Raw genomic sequence first — 24,087 nt, 5'->3', positions numbered from 1 at the left:
CGGTCGCCTGGTCAGGCGCGAGGCGTGCCGCACAATGCGCGCCACATGACCTTCAAGCTCCCCGCAGCGCTGGCGCTGCCCCTGTCTGCCGCGCTGGCGCTGCTCCTGTACGCCCTGCCCTTCGGCACCAGCCATGCCGCTACGCTGAAAGACGGCGACATCGTCTTCCACACCTCGCGCTCGGCCCAGAGCGTGGCGGTGCAGCGCGCCACCGGCTCGCGCTACAGCCACATGGGCATCGTGCTGCTGCGCGGCGGCAAGCCCTACGTGTTCGAGGCGGTGCAGACCGTGCGCTACACGCCGCTGGCGCAATGGACGGCGCGCGGCAACGGCGGGCACTATGTGGCGAAGCGGCTGCGCAATGCCGACACGCTGCTGACACCCCAGGCCATCGCGCGACTGCACGCGAAAACATCCGACTTCGAAGGCCGCCCCTACGACCTGACCTTCGAATGGTCGGACGGGCGCATCTACTGTTCCGAGCTGGTGTGGAAGCTCTACCAGCGCGCGCTGGGCGTGCGCATCGGCGAGCTGCAGAAGATCCGCGAGTTCAACCTGAGCGACCCGGCGGTGCGCGCCAAGATGCGTGAGCGCTACGGCGACAGGGTGCCGATGGACGAACCCGTCATCTCGCCGGTGGCGATGTTCGACTCGCCCCTGCTCACCACCGTGGAAACACGCTGACCCCATCGCCCCGCGCGGGCGCACGGGGCCGAGCCGGGAGACAATTGTTGCCGTGAGTTCCCAGACCCCGTCATCCCCCCCGGCGCCCCCCATTCGCCGCATCGCGCACCTCGACATGGACGCCTTCTACGGCTCCGTCGAGCTGCTGCGTTACCCGCAGCTCAAGGGCTTGCCGGTGGTGATCGGCGGCGGGCGGCGGCGCGTGGACGAGGCCGTGCGCGACCTGCCCGAAGGCGGCACGCTGGCCGACATTCCGGTCGATTCGTTTCCCCGGCTGAAGGACTACACCGGGCGCGGCGTGATCACCACCGCCACCTACCCCGCGCGCCAGTTCGGCGTGGGCTCGGCCATGGGGCTCATGAAGGCCGCCAAGCTGTGCCCGCAGGCCATCATTTTGCCGGTGGACTTCGACGAATACCGGCGCTATTCGCGCGCCTTCAAGCAGGTGATCCTGGAGATTGCGCCGCTCATGGAAGACCGCGGCGTGGACGAGGTGTACATCGACTTCACCGACGTGCCCGGCGGCCAGCGCGACGGCGGGCGTTCGCTGGCGCGGCTGATTCAAAAGGCCATCCTCGACGCCACAGGGCTGACCTGCTCCATCGGCGTGGCGCCCAACAAGCTCATCGCCAAGATGGCGAGCGAGTTCGAAAAACCCAAGGGCATCTCGGTGGTGTACGAGGGCGACCTGGAAAGCCGCATCTGGCCGCTGCCCTGCCGCAAGGTGAACGGCATCGGCCCCAAGGCCGACGAGAAGCTCAAGCGCTTCGGCATCGAGACGGTGGGCCAGCTGGCCGCACGCGACCGCGACTGGCTCATGGCCACCTTCGGCAAGGCCACCGGCGCCTGGATGCACGAGGTGTCCTGGGGCCGCGACGACCGGCCGGTGGTGACCGAGAGCGAGCCGGTGTCGATGAGCCGCGAGACCACCTTCGAGCGCGACCTGCACGCGGTGCGCGACCGCGCCGAGCTGGGCGCGATCTTCACGCACCTGTGCGAGAAGGTGGCCGAAGACCTGCAGCGCAAGGGCTACGTGGGCAAGACCATCGGCATCAAGCTGCGCTACGACGACTTCAAGATCGCCACGCGCGACCAGACCATCGAGCGCTTCACCGCCGACGCGAAGACCATCCGCCAGACCGGCGGCCAATGCCTGAAGCGCGTGCCGCTCGAACGGCCGCTGCGCCTGCTCGGCGTGCGCGTGGGGGCGCTGGCCAAGGCGGACAGCCCGGAGGCGCTGGCGCCGGCCGGCTCGGCGCGTGCGGCGACGCAGCCGGTGGCGACCACGGCCTCGCTGTTCTGAATGAGTTCGCGATGAAACGCTGGCCGCGCCGCATCGCCTTCGCCCTGCTGGGCGTCGTGGCGCTGGTCGGCCTCTATGTGGCCACGGCCTGCGCGCTGATGTTCTGGCCGGCCAACGCGAAGTCGTCCGGAAACGCCGCGCCCGAGGTGCAGGCCTGGGTGCTCAGCAACGGCGTGCACACCGACTACGTGTTCCCCATCCGCTCGGCCGCCGTCGACTGGCTGCAGGTGTTCCCGGCCACCGACTTTCGCGCGCCGCCGCCCGATGCCGAGTTCGTCGCCATCGGCTGGGGCGACCGCGAGTTCTACCTGAACACGCCCACCTGGGCCGACCTGACGGCGTCGCGCGCCTTCGGGGCGCTGTCGGGCGGCAACCGCGCGCTGATGCACGTGAGCTACCTGCGGCGCGGGCAGCTGGGGCGCGGTGCCTACGGCCTGCCGCTGTCGCAGGCCCAGTACGCGCAGTTGGTCGGCTATGTCCGTGCCGCCCTCCCCGAAGGCCAGGCCACGCCCATCGCAGGCGCGCACTACGACAACCAGGACGCCTTCTACGAAGCCAACGGCGGCTACAACCTGTTCGAGACCTGCAACACCTGGACCGGACGCGGGCTGCGGCAGGCAGGCGTTGCCGTGAGCCGGTGGACGCCGTTCGACTTCACGGTGACTTGGCAGCTGCGTCCGGTGCAAGCGCCCTGAACTGCCCGAGCACTCTCAGGGCTTGGGCACGCCCATCGACCAGATCGGCCAATTGGCGACGATGTGGTCCACCACCCGGCTGCCCACCAGCTCGATGTTCTCCACCGTTTCCGCAAAGCCGCCCGCCGTCTCGCCCGGCGCCGGGTCCAGGTGCTGCAGCGTGGTTTCCTTCGGACTGCCCTGGTCGAAGTTGACCGCGCCGCGCAGGCTCATCACGCGGTCGGTGCCGTGGGTGCGCTTGATGACGAGGGTGATGGCGGCGGCTTCCATCTCGGTGATGACGTAGTCGTCCGCGCCGTAGAGCTTCGCGATGTACTGCGCCTGCTTCGACATGCCCGGGCCGTGGAAAAAGGTGTCGCCGGTCATGTGCGTGCCAGTGCCCACGAAGGGCGCGCGGCGGGCGGCCGCGTCGGGGTAGCGCAGGCGGTATTTGCGGGCCGACTCGGAGTCCTTGAGCGGCGTGTCGCCCGACAGCTTCATGGCCCAGCTCACCAGGTCGGGGTTGAGCCGGAAGCGGCGGTAGTCCTCGTAGCCCTTGCGCGGCATGAAGGTCGGCTCGCCGGCCTTGTTCTCCTCGGGGGCCCAGCGGTGGCCCAGGTCGTAGTCGACCAGCCAGGTCGCCCAGCTCACCTCGCCGATGGTGCCGCGCGAGGGCGGCGTGCCGGCCACGCCCGAAATCACGTAGTAGGCCTGCGAGAAATCGAGCTGGGGGTTCAGCAGGATGGCCTGCATCGACGACGACGAGTTGACCTTGCCCATGCCCAGCACCGCGCCGCACACGCCGTCGGCGTTGCAGTACACGGGCTGCAGCGCCCCGGGCACGGCCATGGGCCTGGCGCCCCTCCAGTAGCGCTCGTACCAGTGCTGGAACTCGCCGGCGCGGTCGCCGGTGTTCTGGCCGATCTCGAACATGGCGGCAACGAAGACCTTGACCTTCACAGGTGTGGCAGGTGCCGATGCCGATGCTGTCGGGGTGGACGTCGATGTGGGCGTGGACGTGGACGCGCACGCGGTGAGGAGCAGTGCCGCGGCAGGCACTGCCAGCCAGCGGGCGGTGAAAACGCAAGGCGCGAAGGAAGTCATTCGGGTGATCGATCGAAAAACGAAAGGAAGAAAGAGAAAAGCGAATGCGGCGGTGATACCGGCAAAAGCAACAAGCGCGCCCAGCGCACGGCCGGCTCTTGCGGCGTCCTACAGAACGCCATTGTCGGCGCTGGCACAAGCGGGTTGTCACTTCACCATCCTCACCCCCATGCCGGCCACCACCGCTTCTTCCGCACCCGCCGCCAAGCCCCCGTCGAAGCCCACGCCCATCGCCAACGGGCTGGTCTACGTGAACCCCGACATGCCGGGCATCCAGCGCCTGAAGCATGGCGAGCGCTTTCGCTACCGGGACGCCAGGGGGCAGTGGCTGCGCGACGTCGACGAAATCTCGCGCATCCGCATGCTGGCCATTCCGCCGGCCTACACCCAGGTTTGGATCTGCCCGCTGCCCAACGGCCACCTGCAGGCCACCGGCATCGACGCGCGCGGACGCAAGCAATACCGCTACCACGCCGACTGGCGCTCCATGAAGGACGAGAGCAAGTTCGAGCGCCTCGAGGCCTTCGCGCTGGCGCTGCCGCGCATCCGCGCCCGCGTGGCGCGCGACCTGCAGTTGCCTCGCGGCAGCAAGACGCCCGGGCGCAACCAGGTGCTGGCGGCGGTGGTGCGCCTGCTCGATACCACGCTGCTGCGCGTGGGCAACGAGGAATACGCGAGCACCAACGGCTCCTATGGCCTGACCACGCTGCGCAACCGCCATGTGGCCGTGCAGGGCCAGGCGCTGCGGCTGCGCTTTCGGGGCAAGAGCGGCGTGATGCACGATGCCAGGCTGGACGACCCGCGCGTGGCGAAGGTGGTGCGCCAGTGCCAGCAGCTGCCGGGGCAGGCGCTCTTCCAGTACGCGGACGACGACGGCGCGCCGCGCAGCGTGTCGTCCACCGACGTGAACGACTACCTGGCCGAGGCCGCGCGCGGCGAGCGCTTCACCGCCAAAGACTTCCGTACCTGGCACGGCACGGTGCAGGCGCTGGAACTCACACGCCTCGCATGCGAGCCGGGCCGCGCCGCCGCGAACGGCACGCGCCACACCGCCAAGGACATCCTGGTGGCTGTGGCCAAACAGCTGGGCAACACGCCCGCGGTCTGCAAGAAGGCGTATGTGCACCCGGCCGTGCTGGCGCTGGGCGGTGCGCTGTCCGACGGCGACGAGGCCACGGGCGCGCTGTTCGAGAAGATCGGCGGCAGCAGCAAGGCCCGCACCTCGCGCGGGCTGCATGCGGCGGAGCGCCGGATGCTGGCGTTCCTGAAGGTGCAACGCCAAGGGCAGGCGCGCGAGCGGCGTGCCACACGGGTGGCCGTGCCCTCGCGCAAGGGCACGACGAAGCCCGTCAAGAACGACAAGGCTCAGTTGCCGGTCGCCAGGACGAGGCGCACGCTGTCGCCTTCCAGCGTCACGGCATAGCCGAGGTCTTCGGCCAGGTTCTGCAGTGCGACGGCGTCGATGGCCAGCGCGCGCGGCGCGCGGTGCGCGTCGAACACCGCATGCGTGGCGCCGGGCTCGCGCGGCACGGCCGTGAGGCGCAGCGCATTGGCGCCGTCCGCCTCGACGCGAATGGCGCCCGCGTCTTCCACGCCGTCGTGCAGGTAGCCCAGCGAACCCAGGAACAGGTAGCGCAAGGCGGCCGCTGCGGGCCAGCGGTGTTCGCCTTCTTGAGGCTCCAGCGCGTCGTCGGTTTCGAGCGACACGCCGTGCAGGTCGAAGGCCGCGCGCATCAGCATCACGCATTGCGCCACCAGCGCGCTGCGGCTGATGCCGTCGTCGGTCGTGGCCAGCTCCCAGTCGCGCAGGGAACGGATGGCCTCGACCAGCTCGGTCACCTGGTTGTCGATGAGCGCCACGCGCTCTTCACAGGCCTTGGGATCGATGGCGGGCGCTACCACCTGTCGCTTGAGCATCAGCAGCGCCATGCGAATCACGGAAACCGGCGCCGCCATGTCGTGGCGCAGGGCGGGCAAGGCCCGGGTCAGCAGTTCGTGGCGCACGCCGGCGGCGATCCAGCTGCGCGCGCTGGGAGAAGCTTTCATCGCACGGCGCCCAAGGGTGTCTGGTTGATCGGCACGGTCACGGTGTACTTCCTGAATCGAGAGGGGAAACGGAAGTATCGTGCGCACCCCCGGCCATGGGTGTAGGAGCGTGCCTACGATGGCCGCCCGCGCAAAGCCGAGGCGCGCGGGCCCCGGGTTGTGCGTCTGGACGGTTCAGGGCTTGCCGAGGTAGGTGCGCACGTCCTTCACCTCGACGCCGGCGGCGGCGATGGCCGAGCGCAGCTGCGCCTCGGTCACGCCCAGCGTCTGGGTCCAGTAGCGCACTTCGTGCAACTCGTTCACGTTGATGCGGGTCGCATCCTGCGGCCCGCGCTTGCTCAGGTCATCGGCCATGGTGGAGTGTCCTTTTGTAGAAGATCCCACGATGCCGCGCATGCCGGTGCCGGACTGGAGGACGCCGGCGCGCCTGCGTGCAGGAGAAGGCCGAGCGGCCTCCCCCGCACCTGCCCCTCAGGGCTTGCGGCTGCGCGCCTGCAGCTCGCGCTTGAGCAGCTTGCCGTTGGCCGTGACGGGCATCGCGTCGATCACCTCGATGCGCGCCGGGCGCTTGTAGGGCGAGAGGTGTTCGACCAGGTGCGCGCGCAACGCCGCCTCGTCGAGCACCGCGCCGGGCTTCAGCTCGACGAAGGCCACGATCTGCTCGTTGCCGTCGGCCTCGGGCACGCCCACCACCGCGCACAGGTGCACGCCGTCGAAGCGGCCGATTGCGGCCTCGATCTCCGCCGGGTACACGTTGAAGCCCGAGCGGATGATCATTTCCTTCAGCCGGCCGACCACGAACAGCGCACCGTCGGTGTCGAAGCGGCCCAGGTCGCCGGTTGCATACCAGCCGCCGGGGCGCATCACCTGCGCAGTGGCCGCCGCGTCGCGGAAGTAGCCCAGCATGAGGCCGGGGCCGCGCAGCCAGATCTCACCGGTGTCGCCGGGCCCCACGTCGTGGCCTTCGACGGCCACGATGCGGGCCTCGCCGCCCTCCACCGCGTAGCCCGCCGACGTGTCCGCGCGCGGCGCCTCGGTGCGCGTGAGAAACACCGAGCCCGCGTACTCCGACAGGCCGTAGCCGTAATGCAGCGGCTGCCCGAACAAGGCCTCCACCCGCTGCTTGAGCGCCAGGTCGAGCGGCGCGGAGCCGGTGTACACGTAGCGCAGCTGCGGAAAGCGCGGCGCGGCGCCCTCGGCCTCGATGTGCGCGAGCAGGCGCGCATACATGGTCGGCGGGCCGAGCAGGTTCGACACCTGTTCGTGTGCCAGCGCCTGCAGCATGTCGGCCGGCGAGAAGCTGCCGCGCAGCACCAGCGCCGCACCGCCCGTGAGCGCGGCCATCAGCACGGTGCCGATGCCGAAGATGTGCGTCATTGGCAGGAAGGCATAGGCCCGGTCGCGCTCGCCCAGCGCGCGCACCTGCGCCGACACACGCCCGAAATGCAGCAGGCCGCGGTGCGACACCATCACGCCCTTGGGCGTGCCCGAAGTGCCGGAGGTGAAGATGACCGCGGCGGTGTCGGCCAGCGCGGCATCGGGCTCGGTGCGCGCCTGGGCACGCACGGCCGAGCGCATCACGCCGGGCAACGCAGCGGGCTGTGCGTCGGCACGTTGCGCGTGCTTTTGCGCTGCCTCCGACGCAGCGACGGTGAAGCAGCAAAGCCGCGCATCGGCCCGCTCTGCGATGGCGGCAATCTCCCCCGGCGACATGCGCGCGTTCACGCCGCACGACCAGGCCCCCACGCGGCTGCAGGCCATGAGCAGCGCGATGTGCGCAGCGCAGTTCTCGGCCACCAGCACCACGCGGTCTGTCGGCCGCACGCCGGCGTCCAGCAGGTCCTGCGCGGCCGCGTCGACCATCGACTGCAGCGCCGCATAGGTCGTGGTGCCGCCGGGTTCGAAGAGAAAGACGGTGTCGGGCGTGCGCGCCGCCCGCGCTTCCAGCAAGTGATGAATGCGCTGCATCGCTTACTCGGCCTCGATGCCCTTGGACGCCGTGGCCCAGAGCCTGCGGTCCGACTGCCCCTTGGTGGCCAGCAACTCGGCCGCGCCCGACCACACGTCGTAGCCCTGCTCGCGCAGCCGGTTCGCGATGTCTTCGCGCGCCAGCATCTTCTGCGCGGCGGCGTTGATGCGCGCGGCCAGCGCCGGGTCCATGCGCGCGGGGCCGTACAGGCCGAACCAGCCGCCCACGTCGTAGCCCGGCACGCCCGACTCGACCATGGTCGGCACGTCGGGCAGCATGCGGTTGCGCTGGCGCGACGTGACGGCCAGCGCGCGCACCTTGCCCGTCTGGATGAAGGGCTTCGACGTGGCGATGATGTCGAACATCATGGTCACCGTGCCGCCCATCACGTCGGCCAGCGCCGGTGCGCTGCCCTTGTAGGGCACGTGGGTCATCTGCACGCCGGTCATCTTCTCCAGCAGCGCGCCGCTCAGGTGGTTGGACGCGCCCACGCCCGCCGAGCCGTAGAACACCTTGCCGGGGCGCGCCTTCGCATAGGCCAGCAGCTCGGCCACGCTGCGCACCGGCACGTCGTTGTTGACGACGAGCACGTTGGTGTAGTCCACCAGCGGCGCGAGGGGCGTCAGGTCTTTCATCGGGTCGAAGGCCATCCTGCGCTGCACGTTCGGGTTGATGGTGATGGTCGGGCTGGCGCCGAAGAACAGCATGGCGCCGTCGGGCGCGGCCTTGGCCACCGCATCGCCGCCGAGCGAGCCGCTCGCGCCGGGGCGGTTGTCCACGATCACCTGCGTGCCCAGCTCCTGGCTCAGCGCGGGGGCCAGCAAACGCGCCGCGCCGTCCACCGGGCCGCCGGCGGAGTAGCCGACCACCAGCTTGATGAGTGACGGCAAATGGGGCGAGGGCTGCTGCGCGAACACGCGAAAAGGCAGTGTCGCGAGTGCGGCGCCGCCCGCAATCGCGGCCATGAGGTGGCGGCGCGGGAAGTGAGTCGATGTCATGAGCGTTGTCTCCTGTTATGAATTCTTCGGCGGCTGCATCGCTCAGGCCGGCAGGTCCAGAACCTGCCGGGCGAGGATGTTGCGCTGGATCTCGTTGGTGCCGCCGTAGATCATTGCGGCCGTGGACCCGATGAGCGGCGACAGCACGTTGAAGGTCTGCCCGTCGAGCACGTGGTCGCCGGCCACGGCGCCCTGCTCCTCGCCGGCCTCGACCAGCAAGGCACCGATGCGATGGAAGGTCTCGCTGGCCCAGACCTTCAGCAGCGACACCGACGCGGGCAACGGCTTGCCCGCGCGCACGATGTTCGCGAAGCCGGTGTAGGCGGCCGACAGGTCGAGCACGTCGAGCCGCAGCGCCGCGAAGCGCTGCGCGAACACCGGGTCGGCGAACAGGCGCCGCGCCTGCGCCAGGCGCGCGAGCTGGCCCAGCGCGTACTGCGACTGCTTGGGGCTGCCGAGAAAGATGCGCTCGAAGCCCAGCAGCGCCTTCGCGATGGTCCAGCCGCCGTGCAGCTTGCCCACCAGGTTCTCGGCCGGCACGCGCACGTTGTCGAAGAACACCTCGCAGAACTCGGGCTCGCCCGCGAGCGTGTCGATCGGCCGCACGGTGATGCCCGGCGTGCGCAGGTCGCACAGCAGGAAGCTGATGCCCTCCTGCTTGCGGGCGTCCTTGTCGGTGCGCACCAGCATGAAGATGTGGTCGGCGTCCTGCGCGAGCGTGGTCCAGATCTTCTGGCCGTTGACGACGAAGTGCTCGCCCTGCGCGTCGCGCGCTGGCAGCGCCTCGGTGCGCAGGCCCGCGAGGTCGGAGCCGGCATTGGGCTCGGAGTAGCCCTGGCACCAGACGTTCTCGCCGCTCAGGATGCGCGGCAGAAAGCGCTGCCGCTGCTCGGGCGTGCCGTGCTGGATGAGCAGCGGCCCGATCATCACGATGCCCTGGTCGGGCGCGCGCGCCACGCCGTGCTGCTCCAGCTCCTCGATCCACGCGATGAGCTTGTCGGCGGGCAGGCCCATGCCGCCGTGGGCCTGCGGCCAGGCAGGGGCGATCCAGCCTTGCGCCGACAGCGCGAGGTACCAGTCGCGTATTTCGCTCCAGCGCGCGCGGTGCGACAGGTAGCGCAGCGCCGGCGGATAGCGCTGCTGCAGAAAGGCGCGCACCATGCGGCGGAAATCGGCCTCGGGCATCGCGGACCAGTCGGCGATGCGCGGGAACTCGCCGGTCCATGTGGCGGCGCTGGCGATGGCCTCGGCCTCGCCGGCCAGCACCGCATGCCGGCGCTGGTGCGCGCTGGCGTTGCCCAGCCACGCCGACAGGCACAGCACGCGCTTGTAGTACAGGCTCAGGTCGCACTCCTGCGTGTAGCCGATGGCGCCGTGCAGCTGCACCGACGCGCGCGAGGCCTGCAGCGCGGCGGCGGTGCAGCGCGCGTTCACGCGGCTGGCCTCGGCCTCGAGCCGTTCGGGTGCGAGCCCCTGCTCCGCCAGCGCCAGCACTTCGTTCAGCGCGGCCTGCGCCACTTCGAGGTGAATGAACATGTCGACGCAGCGGTGCTGCAGCGCCTGGAAGCTGCCGATGGGCTTGCCGAACTGCGCGCGCGTGCGCAGGTAGGCCAGCGTCTGCGCGAGCATGGCCTGCCCCGCGCCCAGCAGCTCGGCCGATTGCAGGACCTGCCCGGCCGCGAGCGCATGGCGCAAGGCGTCCTGTGCGGCCGGACCTTCGGCCACCACCGAGCCCGGCGGCAGCGCGACCTGGTCGAAGCGCAGGTTCGAGGCCTGGCTGCCGTCGATCAGCGGCACCCCCGTTTCCGTCACGCCCTCGGTACCGCGCGGCACCCACAGCAGCACCGCGTCGTCGCTGCCGCGCGCCGACACCAGCCAGCCGCTGGCGGCCGCGCCGGGCAGCACCATGAGCTTTTCGCCCTGCAGCAGCACCCCGCCGGCATGGCCCCCGCGCGCTTCGCAACCGCAGGCCAGCGGCACCGCGCTCAGGTCGCCCGCGCTCTCCTGCCAGGCCAGCGCGGGCAGGCTGCGGCCGGCGACCAGCTCCACGAGCAGGGCGCGGGCCGGCGGTGTGTCCAGCCGCGCCAGCAGCAGCGCGCTGAGCCCGGCCACGGCCAGCAGCGGCTCGGGCGCCACATGCTCACCCGCGGCGCGAAGAATCTCGGCGGCGCCGTCGAGCCCCAGCGCCAGGCCGCCGGTCGACTCGGGCGCCAGCATGCCGGGCCAGCCGAGCTCGGCGATGTGGCGCCAGCCCTCGGCCTCGTCGGCGTGCGGATCTTCCGTGCGCCGCCGCCGCCGAGCGATGGCGCGGCTGCGCACGAAGTAGTCCAGGGCGGCTTCGCGCATGGCGGCGAGTGAGTCGGAGTCCATCTGTAGAGGTGCCTCGTTGCGTTGCAAAGACAAAAACAAAGACGAACCGCAGCGTGCCCCAGGACCCCGCCAACGCGCATTTGCATTTGCCGAAGGGAGGGTTTCGCAATCAGAGAACCTCCCGGCGCGGTTGAGGGCTAGATTCGTCGCCATGACCAAGATCAAGAAATCCCTGCACACCGAGCTGGGCCACAGCACGCCCGACAAGATCACCGTGCGCGGGCGCGACCTGCCCTCCGAGATCCTCGGCCACCTGAACCTGGGCGATATGGCCTTCCTGGAGCTGACCGGGCGCATCCCCACGCCGCAGGAATCGGTGACCTTCAACGCCATCGTCGTCACGCTGGTGGAGCACGGCATCACGCCCAGCGCGCTGGCCGCGCGGCTCACCTACGCGGGCGCCCCCGAGGCGCTGCAAGCCGCCGTGGCAGCCGGTCTTTGCGGGCTGGGCACCGTGTTCGTCGGCAGCACCGAAGGCGCGGCGAAGATGCTCTACGAGGCGATTCCCTTCGGCCAGAAGCCCACGCGCCCGCTGGACGACATGGCGCGCGACATCGTGGCCGACCACCGCGCACGCAAGCAGATCGTGCCGGGCCTGGGCCATCCGCTGCACAAGCCCGTCGACCCGCGCACGCCGCGGCTGTTCCAGATCGCGGCGGAGAACGGACTCTCCAGCCACTACATCGCGCTGCTGCAGGCGGTGCAGGAAGAGGCCGAGCGCGTGTCGGGCAAGTCGCTGCCGATCAACGCGACCGGTGCCATCGGCGCGATTGCCGCGGAGTTCGGCTTTCCGTGGAAGATCATTCGCGGCATCGGCGTGATGGCGCGCGCCATCGGTCTGGTGGGCCACATCCTGGAGGAGATCGACGACCCGATGGCCATCGAGATCTGGCAACGCGTGGAAAAAGAAGCTGGCGGCTCGCGCCCGGACTGAAAGAGCAAGCACCGATGAACAACGCCAACGACAAGAACTACCCCGACATTCGCGACGCCGTGCGCGACCTGTGCGCGCAGTTTCCCGACGCCTACTTCCGCAAGATCGACGAGGCGCGCGGCTACCCCGCCGAGTTCGTCGACGCGCTCACCCAGGCCGGCTGGATGGCCGCGCTGATTCCGCAAGAATACGGCGGCTCGGGCCTGGGCCTGACCGAGGCCTCGGTGATCATGGAAGAGATCAACCGCTGCGGCGGCAACTCCGGCGCCTGCCACGGCCAGATGTACAACATGGGCACGCTGCTGCGCCATGGCAGCGAGGCGCAGAAGCGCAACTACCTGCCGCGCATTGCCAGCGGCGAGCTGCGCCTGCAGTCGATGGGCGTGACCGAGCCCAGCACCGGCACCGACACCACCAGGATCAAGACCACCGCCGTGAAGAAGGGCAACCGCTACGTCGTCAACGGACAGAAGGTGTGGATCTCGCGCATCCAGCATTCGGACCTGATGATCCTGCTGGCGCGCACCACGCCGCTGGCCGACGTGAAGAAGAAGACCGAGGGCATGTCGATCTTCATCGTCGACCTGCGCGAGGCCCTCGGCCACGGCATGACCGTGCGGCCCATCCTGAACATGGTGAACCACGAAACCAACGAGCTCTTCTTCGAGAACCTGGAGATCCCGGCCGAGAACCTCATCGGCGAGGAAGGCCAGGGCTTCAGGTACATCCTCGACGGGCTGAACGCAGAGCGCACGCTGATCGCGGCCGAGTGCATCGGCGACGGCTACTGGTTCATCGACCGCGTCACCGCGTACACCAAGGAGCGCGTGGTGTTCGGTCGGCCCATCGGGCAGAACCAGGGCGTGCAGTTTCCGATTGCCGAGGCGTTCATCGAGATCGAGGCCGCCAACCTGATGCGCTACGAAGCGTGCCGCCTGTTCGACGCGCGCGAGCCCTGTGGCGCGCAGGCCAACATGGCGAAGTACCTCGCGGCCAAGGCGAGCTGGGAGGCGGCCAACGCCTGCCTGCAGTTCCACGGCGGCTTCGGCTTCGCGTGCGAATACGACATCGAGCGCAAGTTCCGCGAGACCCGGCTGTACCAGGTGGCGCCGATCTCGACCAACCTCATCCTGAGCTACGTGGCCGAACACATGCTCGGCCTGCCCCGATCGTTCTGAAAGACGCCATTGCCATGAACCCCGTCGATCATCCGAGCAAGGTGCTCGCCACCTTCGCGGCCGAACTGCAGTTCGCCGACATTCCCGCGCCCGTGCTGCGCCGCGCCGAAGACCTGATGCTCGACTGGCTGGGCTCGGTGCTCGCGGCCCGCACGGCGCGGCCGATTCGCAGCATCGAGCGCTTCGCGCAGCTGATGGGCCCGGCCGACGGACCGAGTGAAATACTGACCTCGCGCCGCACCAGCTCGTCGCTGTTCGCCGCGATGGTCAATGCCGCGGCGTCGCATTTCGTGGAGCAGGACGATGTGCACAACGGCTCGGTGTTCCATCCCGCCGCCGTCGTCATTGCGCCCGCGCTCGCGGTGGCGCAGAGCATCGGCGCGAGCGGCGCGCAATTGCTGACGGCGGTGGTCACGGGCTACGAGGTCGGCATTCGCGTCGGCGAATTCCTCGGCCGCTCGCACTACAAGACCTTTCACACGACAGCGACAGCGGGCACGCTCGCGGCCGCCGCCGCAGTGGGCCGCCTGCTCGATCTCACGCCGCAGCAGATGCTGCACGCCTTCGGCTCGGCCGGCACGCAGTCGGCCGGCGTGTGGGAGTTCCTGCGCGACGCGGCGGATTCCAAGCAACTGCATTGCGCGCATGCGGCCACCAGCGGGCTGATGTCGGCCTACCTGGCGCAGGACGGCTTCACCGGCGCGGCGAAGATCCTCGAAGGCGCGCAGGGCCTGGGCGTGGGCATGTCGAGCGATGCAGACCCGGCCAGGCTCACCGACGGCCTCGGCACGCGCTGGACGCTGGCCGAAACCTCGTTCAAGTACCACGCCTCGTGCCGCCACACGCATCCCGCCGCCGACGCGCTGCTGCAGGTGATGACGCAGCACAGGCTACGGCCCGCCGACGTGTCGCGCGTGACCACGCACGTGCACCAGGGCGCCATCGACGTGCTGGGCCGCGTGACGGTGCCGACGACGGTGCACCAGGGCAAGTTCTCCATGGGCACGGTGCTGGGGCTGATCGCGGTGCACGGCCGCGCGGGCCTGGGCGAGTTCGACCGCGACTTTCTCGCGCCCGAGGTCTCGGCCTTCCGCGACAAGGTGTCGATGGCGCTCGACGACGAGGTCGACACCGCCTACCCCGCGCGCTGGATCGGCAAGGTCAGCGTACAGACCGCCGACGGTCGCACGCTGCAAGGCCGTGTGGACGAACCCAAGGGCGACCCGGGCAACAGCCTGAGCCGCTCGGAGATCGAGGACAAGATGCAGCGCCTCGCGCACTACGGCGAAGGCGCCACGGCCGAAGAGGCGAAGGCCCTCTGCGAGCGTGTGTGGCAGCTCGAAGCTACGCCGCGCGTAGGCCGCTGGCTGTCCTGAACGGACTCCAGGCGAACAGCCGGCCCTGCCCCGGCGAGCGCGCATCGAGCCCCGCGGTGCTCACCAGGTCCCAGAAGCCGGCCGGCGAGCTGGACACCACGGGCACCTGCAATTGCGCCTCGACTTCGCGCACCGCATCGAGGGTGACGAGTCCGCCGCACGAAATCAGGATGCCGTCGGCGCCGGGCTGTGCCTCGAACACCTTCACGCACAGGTCGACCAGCACCTGTGTCGGCACCCGGCCGACGGCCTGCACATCGGAGATGGAGAGGCCTTCGAGCGCGAGCGGCTCGAAGTCGCTCTGTTCGAGGTACTTGCGCAGGTGGACGTTGACCTCGTCGATGTAGGCCGTGGCGACCGCCACGCGCCGCACCTTCAGCTGGCGCAGCGCGCCGACGATGGCGTTGCTCATGGTGGTGCAGGGCAACCCGGTGGCGCGCGACATTTCGAGTTCGAGCTGCCGGTTGAACGCCACGCCGCGAAAGAAGCTCAGCGATGTCCCCATGAGCGAAACCGCGCTCACGCCCTCGTTCTTGAGCGCTACGGCTTTCTCGACCACGGTGTCGATCACGTCGAGATAGCCGCGCGTCGATATTTCTCCAAGGCCCAGGCTCAGCGCGCTGAAGCGAATGCGATCGCCGTAGAGCAGCGGGCCGTCCACGGGCACTGCGCCGGCTGCCGGGGGCACGATGAGGCCCAGATGCGGTGTCGTCATTTCAATGGCTCCAGATTGAGTTGTCTCAGTTCCCCTCAACCACGATGCGCTGATCGGAGATGATCTTTTTCCACCGCAAAGTCTCTGCCGCCATTTCTTTCCCGAGCTCACCAGGCGTGGCATACGCCCTCAACGTGCCCAGCGTGGCCGCCGCAGTCCCCGCCTCCGGCGCATCGAGCACCGACTTCACCGCAGCCGAGAGCCTGTCGACCACGTCGTTGGGCGTGCCCGCAGGTGCAAGCACGAAGATGCGCGGCGCCACGTCGAAACCGGGCAGCGCGTCGGCCAGCGGCGGCACGCTTTCCACACCTTCCAGCCTGGCGGTGTTCATCAACGCCAGCGCGCGCAGCTTGCCCGCCTTGGCCTGCGCCATACCTGCCGTGGCGCTCACCACGCCGATGGGAATCTGCCCGCCGATCACGTCGGGCACGATCTGCGCGGCGCCGCGGTACGGCACGTGCACCACCGTGCTGCCGGTGGCCTGCTTGAGCATCTCGAAACCCAGGTGCTGCACCGTGCCCACGCCCGAGGTGGCGTACGCATAGCGCGACGGATGCGCCTTGATCTCCTTGACCAGCTCGGCCGGCGTCTTCGCGGGAAAGTCGTTGCCCGTGACGATCATCAGCGGCGAGATGAACGCGCCCGCCACCGGCCTGAAGCTGGTCAGCGGATCGATGCCCATCTTCGGCTGCAGCAACTTGGCGATGAGCAAGGCGCTGTCGCCCATCATCAGCGTGTAGCCGTCGGGCGGGGCCTTGGCGACGAACTCGGCCGCGATGAGGCCGGTGGCGCCGGTGCGGTTTTCCACCAGCACCTGCTGGCCCAGCGCGGCCGACAGGCGCACGCCCAGCAGGCGCGCCACCGCATCGACGCCGCCGCCGGCCGAGTAGCCGACCACCAGGCGAATGGGCTTGTCGGGGTACTTCTGGGCCCAGGCCATGGGCATGGCGAGCATGGAGACGGTGGTGGCCAAGGCCAGTGCCGTCGCTGTGCGAAGGGCCTGCCGGCGCGGCGGCCGGGTCGCTTGGTGTCTGTCGTTCATCTTGTCTCCGTGGGGTCGGGTGGCGGCGGCCCGTCTGCGCGGCCTGGTCGTGAAGGAAGCGGGGAAACGTCTTGCCTTGCGGCTCAGGCCTTGCCCTTGCCGTGCGAGGTCGGCAGCCTGGCGAGCTCGCGCACGCGCTCTGCGTTGGGTGCGAAGCCCAGGCCCGGCGCTTCGGGCAGCGTGAGCCAGCCCTGGTCGGGCACCGGCAGGCCGTCGAAGATCTGCTTGAGCATCTGCACCGCCACGTAGTGGTACTCGACCAGCCCGCCGTTCGACACGCCCGCGTGCAGGTGCATGTTGTGGAAGGGCCAGGCGCCACCGTTGTCGATGGGCACGTTGAAGGCCTGCGCCATGCCGGCGATCTTCAGGCACTGCGAGTAGCCGCCCGAGATGGTCACGTTGGGCTGCAGCACGTCGGCCGCCTGGTTCACCAGCAGGTCGCGAAAGCGGTAGGCCAGGCCCTCGTTCTGGCCGCAGGCCAGCGGAATGCGGGTGCGCGCGCGCAGCTGGGCCATCTGGCGCACGTCGTTCTGCGTGAGCGGCTCCTCGAAGAAGGCGATGCCGTAGGGCTCGATGCGCCGCGCGAGCTCGGTGGCGTGGAACAGGTCGAGGCCGCAGTTGGCGTCGACGTACAGCTTCACGTCGGGGCCCACTGCGTCGCGCACGGCGGCCACGCGGCGCACGTCTTCGGCAATGACCTCGTCGAGCGGGCGCGGTTCGTCGCGGCGCGCCAATGCGTGGTTGCCCACCGTCATCTTCAGGCGCTGGAAGCCTTGCGACACCCACAGCTTCGCGGCGGCCGCGAGCTGGTCGCGCTCGAAGAAGCCGAAGCCGAAGGTGGCGTACACCGGCACCTTGGCGCGCGCGCCGCCCAGCAGGCGCCACAGCGGCTGGCCGAGCGCCTTGGCCTTCAGGTCCCACAGGGCGATGTCGAGCGCGGCGATGGTGTGGCTCGCATAGCCGGTCTGGCCGCGCGGGGAGAGCAGCCAGTAGAGCTTGTCCCACAGCCGCTCGGTGGCCATCGGGTCTTCGCCGATCAGCGCGGGGCCGGCCACCTCGCGCACGGCGGCGGCAATGATTTCTTCCTCGGTGATGGCGGTCATGCCGTGGCCGACAAGGCCGGTGTCGGTCTCGATCTCGGTCAGGCACAGCGACAGCGAGGTCTGCTTGTTCAGGCCGAGCACGTCGATGGTGACGGGGATGTTCAGCGGCGTGGCGCTGACGCGAACGATCTTCAAGGCGGTCTCCTTCGGTTGGCACGCATCTTTGCGCGCGGGCTGCGGGAGAACAATTCGTTTTTGGCGAGTTCGAGCCTTCGCGCGGCGCGAAGGCTCGCGCTCAGTCGGGCTTGCCGAGATGCGCCAGCACGGAGCGCGCGGCCACGGTCAGCTCCTGCTGCCTGCGCACGCACAGCAGGTGGCGGCGCAGCGCCCAGGGTGCGTCGAGCTTCAGGCAGCGCAGCTTCAGGATCTGCAACTGCGGCAGGATGGCCGCATAGGGCAGCACGCCGATGCCGATGCCCTGCTCCACCATGCGGCAGACCATGTCGAAGCTGCACACCTGCATGCGCACCTTCAGCGGCACCTGCGCCTCCAGCGCGGCGGCCAGCAGCACGCGGTGCAGCGCGGTGCCTTCGCGCACCACGATATGGTCGTAGCCCAGCACTTCTTCCACACCGATGCGCTTGCGCCGGGCCAGCGGGTGGTCGCGCGCGATGACCACGGCCAGTTCGTCGGTGCGGTAGGGCAGGCATTCGAGGCCGTCGACCTGGGTGTGGCCCTCGATCACGCCGATGTCGGCCAGGCCCGCCTGCACGGCCTTCACCACCTCGGTGCTGGCGCGCTCCTGCAGGTCGATCTTCAGCACCGGGTGCAGGCGCAGGAAGGAGCCGATCTGCGCGGGCAGGAACTGCGCGATGGTCGAGGCGTTGGCCGTGATGCTGACCACGCCCGCCACGCCGTTCTGGAAGTCGTCGAACTCGGCGCCGAGCCGGTCCATGGCCGAAAGCACGGCGCGCGCATGCAGCAGCAGGCCGTGCCCCGCCGAGGTCAGCGTGACGCCGCGCGCATGGCGCACCAGCAGCGGCAGCCGCGCGCGGGCCTCGAGGTCGGAGATGCGCCTGCTGGCGGCCGCCAGCGCGATGTGGCAGCGCTTGGCACCTTCGCTGATGCTGCCGTGGTCGGCCACGGTGACGAACAGGCGCAGCGACTTCAGGTCGGCGGACATGGGGCGTGCGCCTTCAGGGCGCGACGAGGTGGTCGAACAGCTCGCGCGCGGACGCCGGCAACTGCTCGCGGTTGCGCGCGATGAGCTTCAGCTCGCGCTCGGCCCAGGTGTCGCTGAGCGACACGGTGGCGATGCGCATCGCCATCGACAGCCGCTGCGCCGAAGACGCCGGCAGCACGCCGACGCCCACGCCCGCTTCGATCATCAGGCAGATGGCCTCGAAGCTGCTGACCTGGATGCGCGGGTTGAAGCCCCGGCCCGCCAGCTCGGCGCGGCGCTGCAAAAAACGGTGGATGGCGCTGCCGTGGTGCAGGCCCACGTGCTGCTCGTCGAGCGTGTCGGCGAAGGCCACGGCGCTCGCGCCCGCCAGGTGGTGCGCGGTGGGCACGACCAGCACCAGCTGGTTGCTGCCGAAGGCGCGCGCGTCGAAGTCGCCGGTGTGCACATCGCCGGCCAGGATGCCGATGTCGGCCTCGCCGTCGGCCACGGCGCGCACGATTTCCTCGCTCAGGTACTCGCGCAGGTCGACCTGCACGGCCGGGTGCTGCGTGAGAAAGCCCGCGAGCTTGCGCGGCAGGTACTCGGTGATGGAGGTGGTGTTGGCGAACACGCGCACATGACCCTTGATGCCCTTGCCGAAGTCCTGCATGTCGCAGCGCAGGTGCTCCATCTGCTGCATCACGCGCTTGGCGTGGTACAGCACCGCCTGCCCCCCGGCCGTGAGGCTCACGCCCTGGGCGCTGCGGTGCAGCAGCTTGCCGCCCACGGCTTCTTCCATCTGCTTGATGCGGGTGGAGGCGGCGGCCAGCGAGATGCAGGCCTTCTCGGCGCCGCGCGTGAGGCTGCGCGCGTCCGCCACGTAGACGAACAGTTTCAGGTCGAACAGGTCGAAATGCAGGTTCACCGGGTGCGGGTACGAGGAAGGAAGGGAGCGTGCATTGTCCGGCGAACGGGGCTGCGCGCGGCCGTCTGCGCGCGCGTCACCGGGTTAGTCCCCGGATGCGTTCACACCGGGTCCCAGCTGAACACGTCGGCCGAGCGGTCCAGCGGAAAGAAGCTGGCGCGCATCGCAGGCATGGCGTGCTCGGCGATGCTCTGCGGCGTCCAGCCCTCGGAGCGGTGCACGGAGCGCACCGGGCGCGGCTGGCTGATGAGCGAGATCTCGTTGTTGCGCACCGAGAAGATCTGCCCGTTGACCGCATTCGCCGCATCGCTCGCCAGGTACACGGCAAGGGGCGCCACCTTGGCCGGCGTCATCTGCTTGATCTTGTCCACGCGCACGCGCTGCTCCTCGGTGTCGGTGGGAATCGCGCCGATCATGCGGCTCCAGGCGAAGGGCGCGATGCAGTTGGAGCGCACGTTGAACTTGAGCATGTCCAGCGCGATCGACTTCGACAGCGCCACGATGCCCAGCTTGGCCGCCGAATAGTTGGCCTGCCCGAAGTTGCCGATGAGCCCCGAGGTCGAGGTCATGTGCACCATCGCGCCCGCGTTCTGCTCCTTGAAATGCGTTGCCGCCGCGCGGCTTACGTAGTAGGCGCCGTACAGGTGCACCTTGAGCACCGCGTCCCATTCGTCGACCGACATCTTGTGGAAGAAGCGGTCGCGCAGGATGCCGGCGTTGTTGATCACCGCGTCGATGCGCCCGAAGCTGTCGAGCGCGCACTGCACGATGTGCGCGGCGCTGGCCGGGTCGGCCACGCTGTCGGTGTTGGGCACGGCCTGGCCGCCTGCCGCGCGAATCTCGTCGACCACCTGCTGCGCGGGGCCTGCGCTGCCGCCTTCGCCGTCGAGCGCGGCGCCGATGTCGTTGACCACCACCTTCGCGCCGTGGGCCGCCATGGCGAGCGCGATGTCGCGCCCGATACCGCCGCCCGCGCCGGTGACGACGACCACTTTGTCTTCAACCATTTTTGTCTCTGCTCCGGATGTTCGGCCGCGGGTTCGCGGCTGAATTTCAGAATGCCACAGGCGGGGCGGGAGCAGGTTTGCAGTTTGCGAAGAGGGGCTTCGGTGGCGGCCCGTTTTTTCTCGACTACTGCCGCGCGGTGCGGATGTTGGCCGGCAGCGCCTGCGGCCAGCTCGTGCGCAACGGATTGATGTCCAGCCCGCCGCGCCGCGTGTAGCGCGCATACACCGCGAGCTTGGTCGGCTTGCAGCGGCTCCAGATGTCCGTGAACATGCGCTCGGCGCAGGGCTCGTGAAACTCGTTGTGGTTGCGAAAGCTCACGATGTACGCCAGCAGCCCGGCCTGGTCGATGGGCGGGCCGCTGTAGCGGATCTGCACGCTGCCCCAGTCGGGCTGGCCGGTGACCAGGCAGTTGCTCTTGAGCAGCCGGCTGGTGAGGGTTTCGTTCACGTGCACGTGCGTGGTGTCGCTCGTGAGCAGTTCGGGTGCGGGCTGGTAGTGGGTGCACTCGATGTCCAGGCGGTCGAGGTCCAGGCCGTCGAGCTCGTGCACCGGTTCGCGGTCGAACATGTCGGGCGCCAGCAGCGTCACGCCGATGCCGCCCGAACGGTCGCTGCCGCGCCATGCGGCTTCGGCCAGGTCGGTGCGCAGGTGCTCGCGCACCGCGTCGACGCTGGCGAACTGGCTGTTGTTGAAGCTGTTGAGGTAGAGCTTGAAGCTCTTGCTCTCGATGATGTTGGGCGTCTCGCACGGGACGGTGAAGTGCGCGATGGCCAGCTGCGGCTTGCCGCGCAGGTTGAGCCAGCTCACTTCGAAGGCGGTCCAGAGGTCGGCGCCGAAGAAGGGCAAGGCGCCCGCGTGGATGCCCATGGCCTCGCGCTGCGTGGCGCGCGCGATGGGGAACAGCAGCGTGGGGTCGTAGCGGTCGGCGTAGGCCGAGGCGCGGCCCAGCTGCGATTGCTCGGGGGTGTTCGGGTTGTGCGGGTCGTGCGGGTTGTCGAGGCTCATGGGGCTTTGTCCTTGGCGTCCGCGGCATGGGCGAACGGGGCGATGTGGTTGGCGAGGATGGTGCACACCTCGGGCGGCAGGTCGTGGCCCATGCCGGGAACGGCGACGAATTGCGCGCCCGGAATGCGCCTGGCGCTGTCTTCGCCGCAGGCGATGGGCACGAGCGCGTCGGCGTCGCCATGCAGCACCAGCGTGGGCGACTGGATGCGCGGCAGCACCTGCGGGCGCTCGTCGTCGGCGCCGATGGCCAGCATCTGGCGCATCAGGCCGGCCGGGTGGTAGGAGCGGCGCATGCTGAAGGTCAGGCGCTCGGCCAGCTCTTCGTCGGTCTGCGGGTAGGCCGGGCTCTGGATGAGCCGCAGCAGCCGGATGCTGTGCGCCACCAGCTCGGGTTCGCTGCGGCCCAGCGGGCGGCGCATGAGCATGGTGGCCACTTCGCGGCGCGGGCCGGGCAGGCCGCGCGCGCCGCTGGAACTCATGATGCTCACCAGGCTGGCCGTGCGCTGCGGCGCGGTGGCGGCCAGGCGCTGGGCGATCATGCCGCCCATCGAGGCGCCGACGATGTGGGCCCTGGCGATGCCCAGCGCATCGAGCACGCCGAGCGAGTCGAGCGTCATGTCCTGCAGCGTGTAGGCCGAGCGCACCTTCAGGCCGAGGCGATGGCGGATGGTCTGCCACACCACGTTGCCGGTGCCCGCATGGTCGAAGCCCTGGCTCAGGCCGATGTCGCGGTTGTCGTGGCGCACCACGCGAAAGCCCGCGTCCACCAGCTGCTGCACGAAGCCCGTGGGCCACGCCACCAGCTGCATGCCCAGGCCCATGATCAGCAGGACGACGGGGCGGCCCTCGCCTCCGGTGTCGTCGACTTCGATCTGCAGTCCGTTGGCGGTGACTTTCATCGGGCTCCTGTGTGCTGGGTCTATTTGAATTCGCGCTCGCGCAGCCACTTGGTGGCGACCCACTTCTCGCCCGCCAGCACCGGCGCGCCGCCGTGCAGGGTGCGGGTGACGGGGTCGGGCCGGTCGTAGCTGAAGAACACGCCGGTGCCGCGCACGGGCGCCACTTCGAGGCCCACGTCGGGGAAGGTGGTAGCGCCGCCGCCCTCGGGCTCCTGCAGGTACATGACGAGCGTGGCGACGCGCTGGCCGCCGCGCTTCAGGATGGTCGGCGTGCCGGGCTCGCCGGGGTCGAAGTAGTCGTAGTGCGGGCGGTACTGCGCGCCGGGGGCGTAGCGCAGGATCTGCAGGCCTTCGCCGTATTCGAGCGGCCAGCGCAGCAGCATGGCGATGCGCTGCTCCAGGCGCGCGACGATCTCGTTCTCGCCGCGCTCGAAGAACATGCCCTCGCTGGTGCGGTCCACGTTGAGCACCTCGCCGCCGGTGCGGGTCTCCACGGTGAGCGAGCGCGCCAGGCGCACGCGCGCGGCGGCGATCAGCGTTTCGCACTCCTCGCCCGACAGCAGGTTGCCGAACACCACCACCCGCGGATGCCGCAGGGTCTGCAGCACCTGCACGCGGCGGTCACCCGCGTCGAGGTAGAGCGGCGCGCCGTCGAGGTCGGGGCCGGGCATTTCGGTGCGCACGGGTGCCAGCGCGGCCTGCACGTCGGGGAAGCCGGCTTCGAGCTGGGCCAGCGCCGCGTCGACGGCGCCGTCCTGCCAGCCGGCCGCATGCATGGACACACGCAGCGCCGGCACCGAGTGCCCGGCCGCGAGCTGGGCCACCAGCCATTCGCGCAGTTCCGGACTGATCGCTTGCGACATCAGACTTTCCTCCTGAACACCAGCCTTTCGGCGGTCGACACCTGCGCGTCGAAACCATAACCCTCGAGGTCGAACTTTTCCAGCGCCTTGGGCGTGGCCGCCTTGTGCAGCACGGCCCAGCGGGCCAGCAGGCCGCGGGCGCGCTTGGCGAAGAAGCTCACGATCTTGTACTTGTCGCCCTTCCATTCCTCGAAGACGCATTCGACCACACGGGCCTTGAGCACCTTCTTGTCGACCGACTTGAAGTACTCCTGCGAGGCGACGTTGATGACAACGGGCGTGCGGTCGGCCGCCAGGCGCTCGTTCAGGTGCTCGGCGATGCGCGCGCCCCAGAAGGCGTACAGGTCCTTGCCGTGGCGGTTGGCCAGCTGGGTGCCCATTTCGAGGCGGTAGGGCTGCAGCAGGTCGAGCGGGCGCAGCAGGCCGTACAAGCCGCTGAGGATGCCGATATGGTCCTGCGCCCAGGCCAGCTGCGCCGGGGTGAGCGTGCGGGCGTCGAGGCCGCCGTAGACATCGCCGTCGAAGGCGAAGGCCGCCTGTCGGGCGTTCTTGCCGGTGCTCTTGCTGGCCCAGGACTCGTACCGCGCCACGTTCAGGGCGGAGAGCTTGTCCGACAGGTGCATGAGCTCGGCGATCTGCTGGGGCGACTTCTCGCGCAGCAGCTTGATCAGCTCGACCGAGGGGCCGCGAGCGGACTCGAAATGGGGCTGGGTGGCGGGGATGTCGGCGGGGACCGGGGTGTCGTAGTCGAGCGACTTTGCAGGGGAGAGCAGGAAGAGCATCCCGGAA

The 24,087-nt window shown here is 69.6% G+C and carries 23 protein-coding genes; 7 read left to right on the top strand and 16 right to left on the bottom strand.

Translation table 11 applies throughout. From position 1 onward, the window contains the following. Positions 1–45: 45 nt before the first annotated feature. The 3 genes from ACSFA5_RS05750 to ACSFA5_RS05740 all read left to right on the top strand — a co-directional run bounded on the left by ACSFA5_RS05750 (position 46) and on the right by ACSFA5_RS05740 (position 2,682). Positions 46–684, top strand: coding sequence for a YiiX family permuted papain-like enzyme (locus ACSFA5_RS05750; RefSeq protein WP_435443075.1), 639 nt, complete (start codon positions 46–48; stop codon positions 682–684). 115 nt (positions 685–799) lie between these two features. Continuing rightward, positions 800–1,987, top strand: coding sequence for a Y-family DNA polymerase (locus ACSFA5_RS05745; RefSeq protein WP_435444062.1), 1,188 nt, complete (start codon positions 800–802; stop codon positions 1,985–1,987). A gap of 11 nt (positions 1,988–1,998) precedes the next feature. Then, positions 1,999–2,682: a TIGR02117 family protein gene (locus tag ACSFA5_RS05740; protein ID WP_435443074.1), complete on the top strand. Its 684-nt coding sequence runs from the start codon at positions 1,999–2,001 to the stop codon at positions 2,680–2,682. A gap of 15 nt (positions 2,683–2,697) precedes the next feature. On the opposite strand, the gene ACSFA5_RS05735 is transcribed toward ACSFA5_RS05740, so the two are convergent. Then, positions 2,698–3,765, bottom strand: coding sequence for a purine-nucleoside phosphorylase (locus tag ACSFA5_RS05735; RefSeq protein ID WP_435443073.1), 1,068 nt, complete (start codon positions 3,763–3,765; stop codon positions 2,698–2,700). Between the two features lie 169 nt (positions 3,766–3,934). Between ACSFA5_RS05735 and ACSFA5_RS05730 the strand changes: the two genes are divergently transcribed. Further along, complete coding sequence (locus ACSFA5_RS05730; RefSeq protein ID WP_435443072.1) at positions 3,935–5,188, top strand: DNA topoisomerase IB; 1,254 nt, start codon at positions 3,935–3,937, stop codon at positions 5,186–5,188. Here ACSFA5_RS05730 and ACSFA5_RS05725 read toward each other — a convergent pair. The 5 genes from ACSFA5_RS05725 to ACSFA5_RS05705 form a co-directional block, all read right to left on the bottom strand. Further along, a complete protein-coding gene (locus tag ACSFA5_RS05725; protein ID WP_435443071.1) occupies positions 5,131–5,811 on the bottom strand; it encodes a hypothetical protein in 681 nt (226 codons plus the stop codon). The two genes, ACSFA5_RS05730 and ACSFA5_RS05725, sit on opposite strands and share 58 nt — an antisense overlap. A gap of 174 nt (positions 5,812–5,985) precedes the next feature. After that, positions 5,986–6,165: a DUF3606 domain-containing protein gene (locus ACSFA5_RS05720; RefSeq protein ID WP_435443070.1), complete on the bottom strand. Its 180-nt coding sequence runs from the start codon at positions 6,163–6,165 to the stop codon at positions 5,986–5,988. Positions 6,166–6,282: 117 nt separating this feature from the next. After that, positions 6,283–7,779: a class I adenylate-forming enzyme family protein gene (locus ACSFA5_RS05715; protein WP_435443069.1), complete on the bottom strand. Its 1,497-nt coding sequence runs from the start codon at positions 7,777–7,779 to the stop codon at positions 6,283–6,285. A 3-nt stretch (positions 7,780–7,782) separates the two neighbouring features. Further along, the gene (locus tag ACSFA5_RS05710) at positions 7,783–8,778 is read right to left on the bottom strand and encodes a Bug family tripartite tricarboxylate transporter substrate binding protein (RefSeq protein WP_435443068.1); all 996 of its coding nucleotides are present in this window, start codon (positions 8,776–8,778) and stop codon (positions 7,783–7,785) included. 42 nt (positions 8,779–8,820) lie between these two features. Then, positions 8,821–11,148, bottom strand: coding sequence for an acyl-CoA dehydrogenase family protein (locus ACSFA5_RS05705; RefSeq protein WP_435443067.1), 2,328 nt, complete (start codon positions 11,146–11,148; stop codon positions 8,821–8,823). 151 nt (positions 11,149–11,299) lie between these two features. On the opposite strand from ACSFA5_RS05705, the gene ACSFA5_RS05700 reads away from it, so the two are divergent. From ACSFA5_RS05700 to ACSFA5_RS05690, 3 genes are read left to right on the top strand one after another with little or no spacing between them, the layout of a single operon-like run. Then, entirely contained in the window at positions 11,300–12,082 is a 783-nt protein-coding gene (locus tag ACSFA5_RS05700) for a citryl-CoA lyase (RefSeq protein ID WP_435443066.1), read from the top strand. 14 nt (positions 12,083–12,096) lie between these two features. Continuing rightward, on the top strand, positions 12,097–13,260 hold the full coding sequence (locus ACSFA5_RS05695; RefSeq protein ID WP_435443065.1) for an acyl-CoA dehydrogenase family protein: 1,164 nt from the start codon (positions 12,097–12,099) through the stop codon (positions 13,258–13,260). Positions 13,261–13,274: 14 nt separating this feature from the next. Continuing rightward, complete coding sequence (locus ACSFA5_RS05690; protein ID WP_435443064.1) at positions 13,275–14,636, top strand: MmgE/PrpD family protein; 1,362 nt, start codon at positions 13,275–13,277, stop codon at positions 14,634–14,636. Here the strand turns inward: ACSFA5_RS05690 and ACSFA5_RS05685 are convergent. The 10 genes from ACSFA5_RS05685 to yaaA form a co-directional block, all read right to left on the bottom strand. Further along, positions 14,605–15,351 carry an arylmalonate decarboxylase gene (locus ACSFA5_RS05685; protein WP_435443063.1) on the bottom strand — a complete coding sequence of 249 codons (747 nt, stop codon included), beginning with the start codon at positions 15,349–15,351 and terminating at the stop codon, positions 14,605–14,607. The genes ACSFA5_RS05690 and ACSFA5_RS05685 overlap by 32 nt on opposite strands. A 25-nt stretch (positions 15,352–15,376) precedes the next feature. Further along, positions 15,377–16,393 (bottom strand): Bug family tripartite tricarboxylate transporter substrate binding protein, encoded by a 1,017-nt coding sequence (locus ACSFA5_RS05680; RefSeq protein WP_435443062.1) that lies wholly within the window; start codon positions 16,391–16,393, stop codon positions 15,377–15,379. 83 nt (positions 16,394–16,476) lie between these two features. Next, on the bottom strand, positions 16,477–17,631 hold the full coding sequence (locus ACSFA5_RS05675; RefSeq protein WP_435443061.1) for a mandelate racemase/muconate lactonizing enzyme family protein: 1,155 nt from the start codon (positions 17,629–17,631) through the stop codon (positions 16,477–16,479). 100 nt (positions 17,632–17,731) lie between these two features. Further along, a complete protein-coding gene (locus ACSFA5_RS05670) occupies positions 17,732–18,619 on the bottom strand; it encodes a LysR family transcriptional regulator (protein WP_435443060.1) in 888 nt (295 codons plus the stop codon). A gap of 13 nt (positions 18,620–18,632) precedes the next feature. Continuing rightward, positions 18,633–19,523, bottom strand: a complete 891-nt coding sequence (locus tag ACSFA5_RS05665; RefSeq protein ID WP_435443059.1) for a LysR family transcriptional regulator — start codon at positions 19,521–19,523, stop codon at positions 18,633–18,635. A 101-nt stretch (positions 19,524–19,624) separates the two neighbouring features. Continuing rightward, the gene (locus ACSFA5_RS05660) at positions 19,625–20,530 is read right to left on the bottom strand and encodes an SDR family NAD(P)-dependent oxidoreductase (protein ID WP_435443058.1); all 906 of its coding nucleotides are present in this window, start codon (positions 20,528–20,530) and stop codon (positions 19,625–19,627) included. A 124-nt stretch (positions 20,531–20,654) separates the two neighbouring features. After that, the gene (queF, locus tag ACSFA5_RS05655; protein ID WP_435443057.1) at positions 20,655–21,536 is read right to left on the bottom strand and encodes an NADPH-dependent 7-cyano-7-deazaguanine reductase QueF; all 882 of its coding nucleotides are present in this window, start codon (positions 21,534–21,536) and stop codon (positions 20,655–20,657) included. Further along, complete coding sequence (locus ACSFA5_RS05650) at positions 21,533–22,435, bottom strand: alpha/beta fold hydrolase (RefSeq protein WP_435443056.1); 903 nt, start codon at positions 22,433–22,435, stop codon at positions 21,533–21,535. The genes queF and ACSFA5_RS05650 overlap by 4 nt, the downstream gene beginning before the upstream one ends. 20 nt (positions 22,436–22,455) lie before the next feature. Then, complete coding sequence (locus tag ACSFA5_RS05645) at positions 22,456–23,298, bottom strand: 2OG-Fe(II) oxygenase (protein ID WP_435443055.1); 843 nt, start codon at positions 23,296–23,298, stop codon at positions 22,456–22,458. Further along, entirely contained in the window at positions 23,298–24,080 is a 783-nt protein-coding gene (gene yaaA, locus ACSFA5_RS05640; protein WP_435443054.1) for a peroxide stress protein YaaA, read from the bottom strand. Before yaaA ends, ACSFA5_RS05645 begins: the two co-directional genes overlap by 1 nt. Positions 24,081–24,087 lie beyond the last annotated feature (7 nt).

It is taken from the genome of Variovorax monticola (genome assembly GCF_051216855.1).
Lineage (GTDB): Bacteria > Pseudomonadota > Gammaproteobacteria > Burkholderiales > Burkholderiaceae_C > Variovorax.
This window is presented reverse-complemented; position numbering and strand designations above follow the sequence as displayed.

What these genes read in the sequence shown, in the direction of transcription:
- ACSFA5_RS05670 (WP_435443060.1), bottom strand. Translation starts at nt 18,619, where the DNA reads ATGTCCGCCGACCTGAAGTCGCTGCGCCTGTTCGTCACCGTGGCCGAC.
- yaaA (WP_435443054.1), bottom strand. Translation starts at nt 24,080, where the DNA reads ATGCTCTTCCTGCTCTCCCCTGCAAAGTCGCTCGACTACGACACCCCG.
- ACSFA5_RS05700 (WP_435443066.1), top strand. Translation starts at nt 11,300, where the DNA reads ATGACCAAGATCAAGAAATCCCTGCACACCGAGCTGGGCCACAGCACG.
- ACSFA5_RS05745 (WP_435444062.1), top strand. Translation starts at nt 800, where the DNA reads ATGGACGCCTTCTACGGCTCCGTCGAGCTGCTGCGTTACCCGCAGCTC.
- ACSFA5_RS05750 (WP_435443075.1), top strand. Translation starts at nt 46, where the DNA reads ATGACCTTCAAGCTCCCCGCAGCGCTGGCGCTGCCCCTGTCTGCCGCG.
- ACSFA5_RS05660 (WP_435443058.1), bottom strand. Translation starts at nt 20,530, where the DNA reads ATGGTTGAAGACAAAGTGGTCGTCGTCACCGGCGCGGGCGGCGGTATC.
- ACSFA5_RS05730 (WP_435443072.1), top strand. Translation starts at nt 3,935, where the DNA reads ATGCCGGCCACCACCGCTTCTTCCGCACCCGCCGCCAAGCCCCCGTCG.
- ACSFA5_RS05685 (WP_435443063.1), bottom strand. Translation starts at nt 15,351, where the DNA reads ATGACGACACCGCATCTGGGCCTCATCGTGCCCCCGGCAGCCGGCGCA.
- ACSFA5_RS05695 (WP_435443065.1), top strand. Translation starts at nt 12,097, where the DNA reads ATGAACAACGCCAACGACAAGAACTACCCCGACATTCGCGACGCCGTG.
- ACSFA5_RS05650 (WP_435443056.1), bottom strand. Translation starts at nt 22,435, where the DNA reads ATGAAAGTCACCGCCAACGGACTGCAGATCGAAGTCGACGACACCGGA.
- queF (WP_435443057.1), bottom strand. Translation starts at nt 21,536, where the DNA reads ATGAGCCTCGACAACCCGCACGACCCGCACAACCCGAACACCCCCGAG.
- ACSFA5_RS05710 (WP_435443068.1), bottom strand. Translation starts at nt 8,778, where the DNA reads ATGACATCGACTCACTTCCCGCGCCGCCACCTCATGGCCGCGATTGCG.
- ACSFA5_RS05645 (WP_435443055.1), bottom strand. Translation starts at nt 23,298, where the DNA reads ATGTCGCAAGCGATCAGTCCGGAACTGCGCGAATGGCTGGTGGCCCAG.
- ACSFA5_RS05720 (WP_435443070.1), bottom strand. Translation starts at nt 6,165, where the DNA reads ATGGCCGATGACCTGAGCAAGCGCGGGCCGCAGGATGCGACCCGCATC.
- ACSFA5_RS05725 (WP_435443071.1), bottom strand. Translation starts at nt 5,811, where the DNA reads ATGAAAGCTTCTCCCAGCGCGCGCAGCTGGATCGCCGCCGGCGTGCGC.
- ACSFA5_RS05735 (WP_435443073.1), bottom strand. Translation starts at nt 3,765, where the DNA reads ATGACTTCCTTCGCGCCTTGCGTTTTCACCGCCCGCTGGCTGGCAGTG.
- ACSFA5_RS05690 (WP_435443064.1), top strand. Translation starts at nt 13,275, where the DNA reads ATGAACCCCGTCGATCATCCGAGCAAGGTGCTCGCCACCTTCGCGGCC.
- ACSFA5_RS05740 (WP_435443074.1), top strand. Translation starts at nt 1,999, where the DNA reads ATGAAACGCTGGCCGCGCCGCATCGCCTTCGCCCTGCTGGGCGTCGTG.
- ACSFA5_RS05715 (WP_435443069.1), bottom strand. Translation starts at nt 7,779, where the DNA reads ATGCAGCGCATTCATCACTTGCTGGAAGCGCGGGCGGCGCGCACGCCC.
- ACSFA5_RS05680 (WP_435443062.1), bottom strand. Translation starts at nt 16,393, where the DNA reads ATGAACGACAGACACCAAGCGACCCGGCCGCCGCGCCGGCAGGCCCTT.
- ACSFA5_RS05705 (WP_435443067.1), bottom strand. Translation starts at nt 11,148, where the DNA reads ATGGACTCCGACTCACTCGCCGCCATGCGCGAAGCCGCCCTGGACTAC.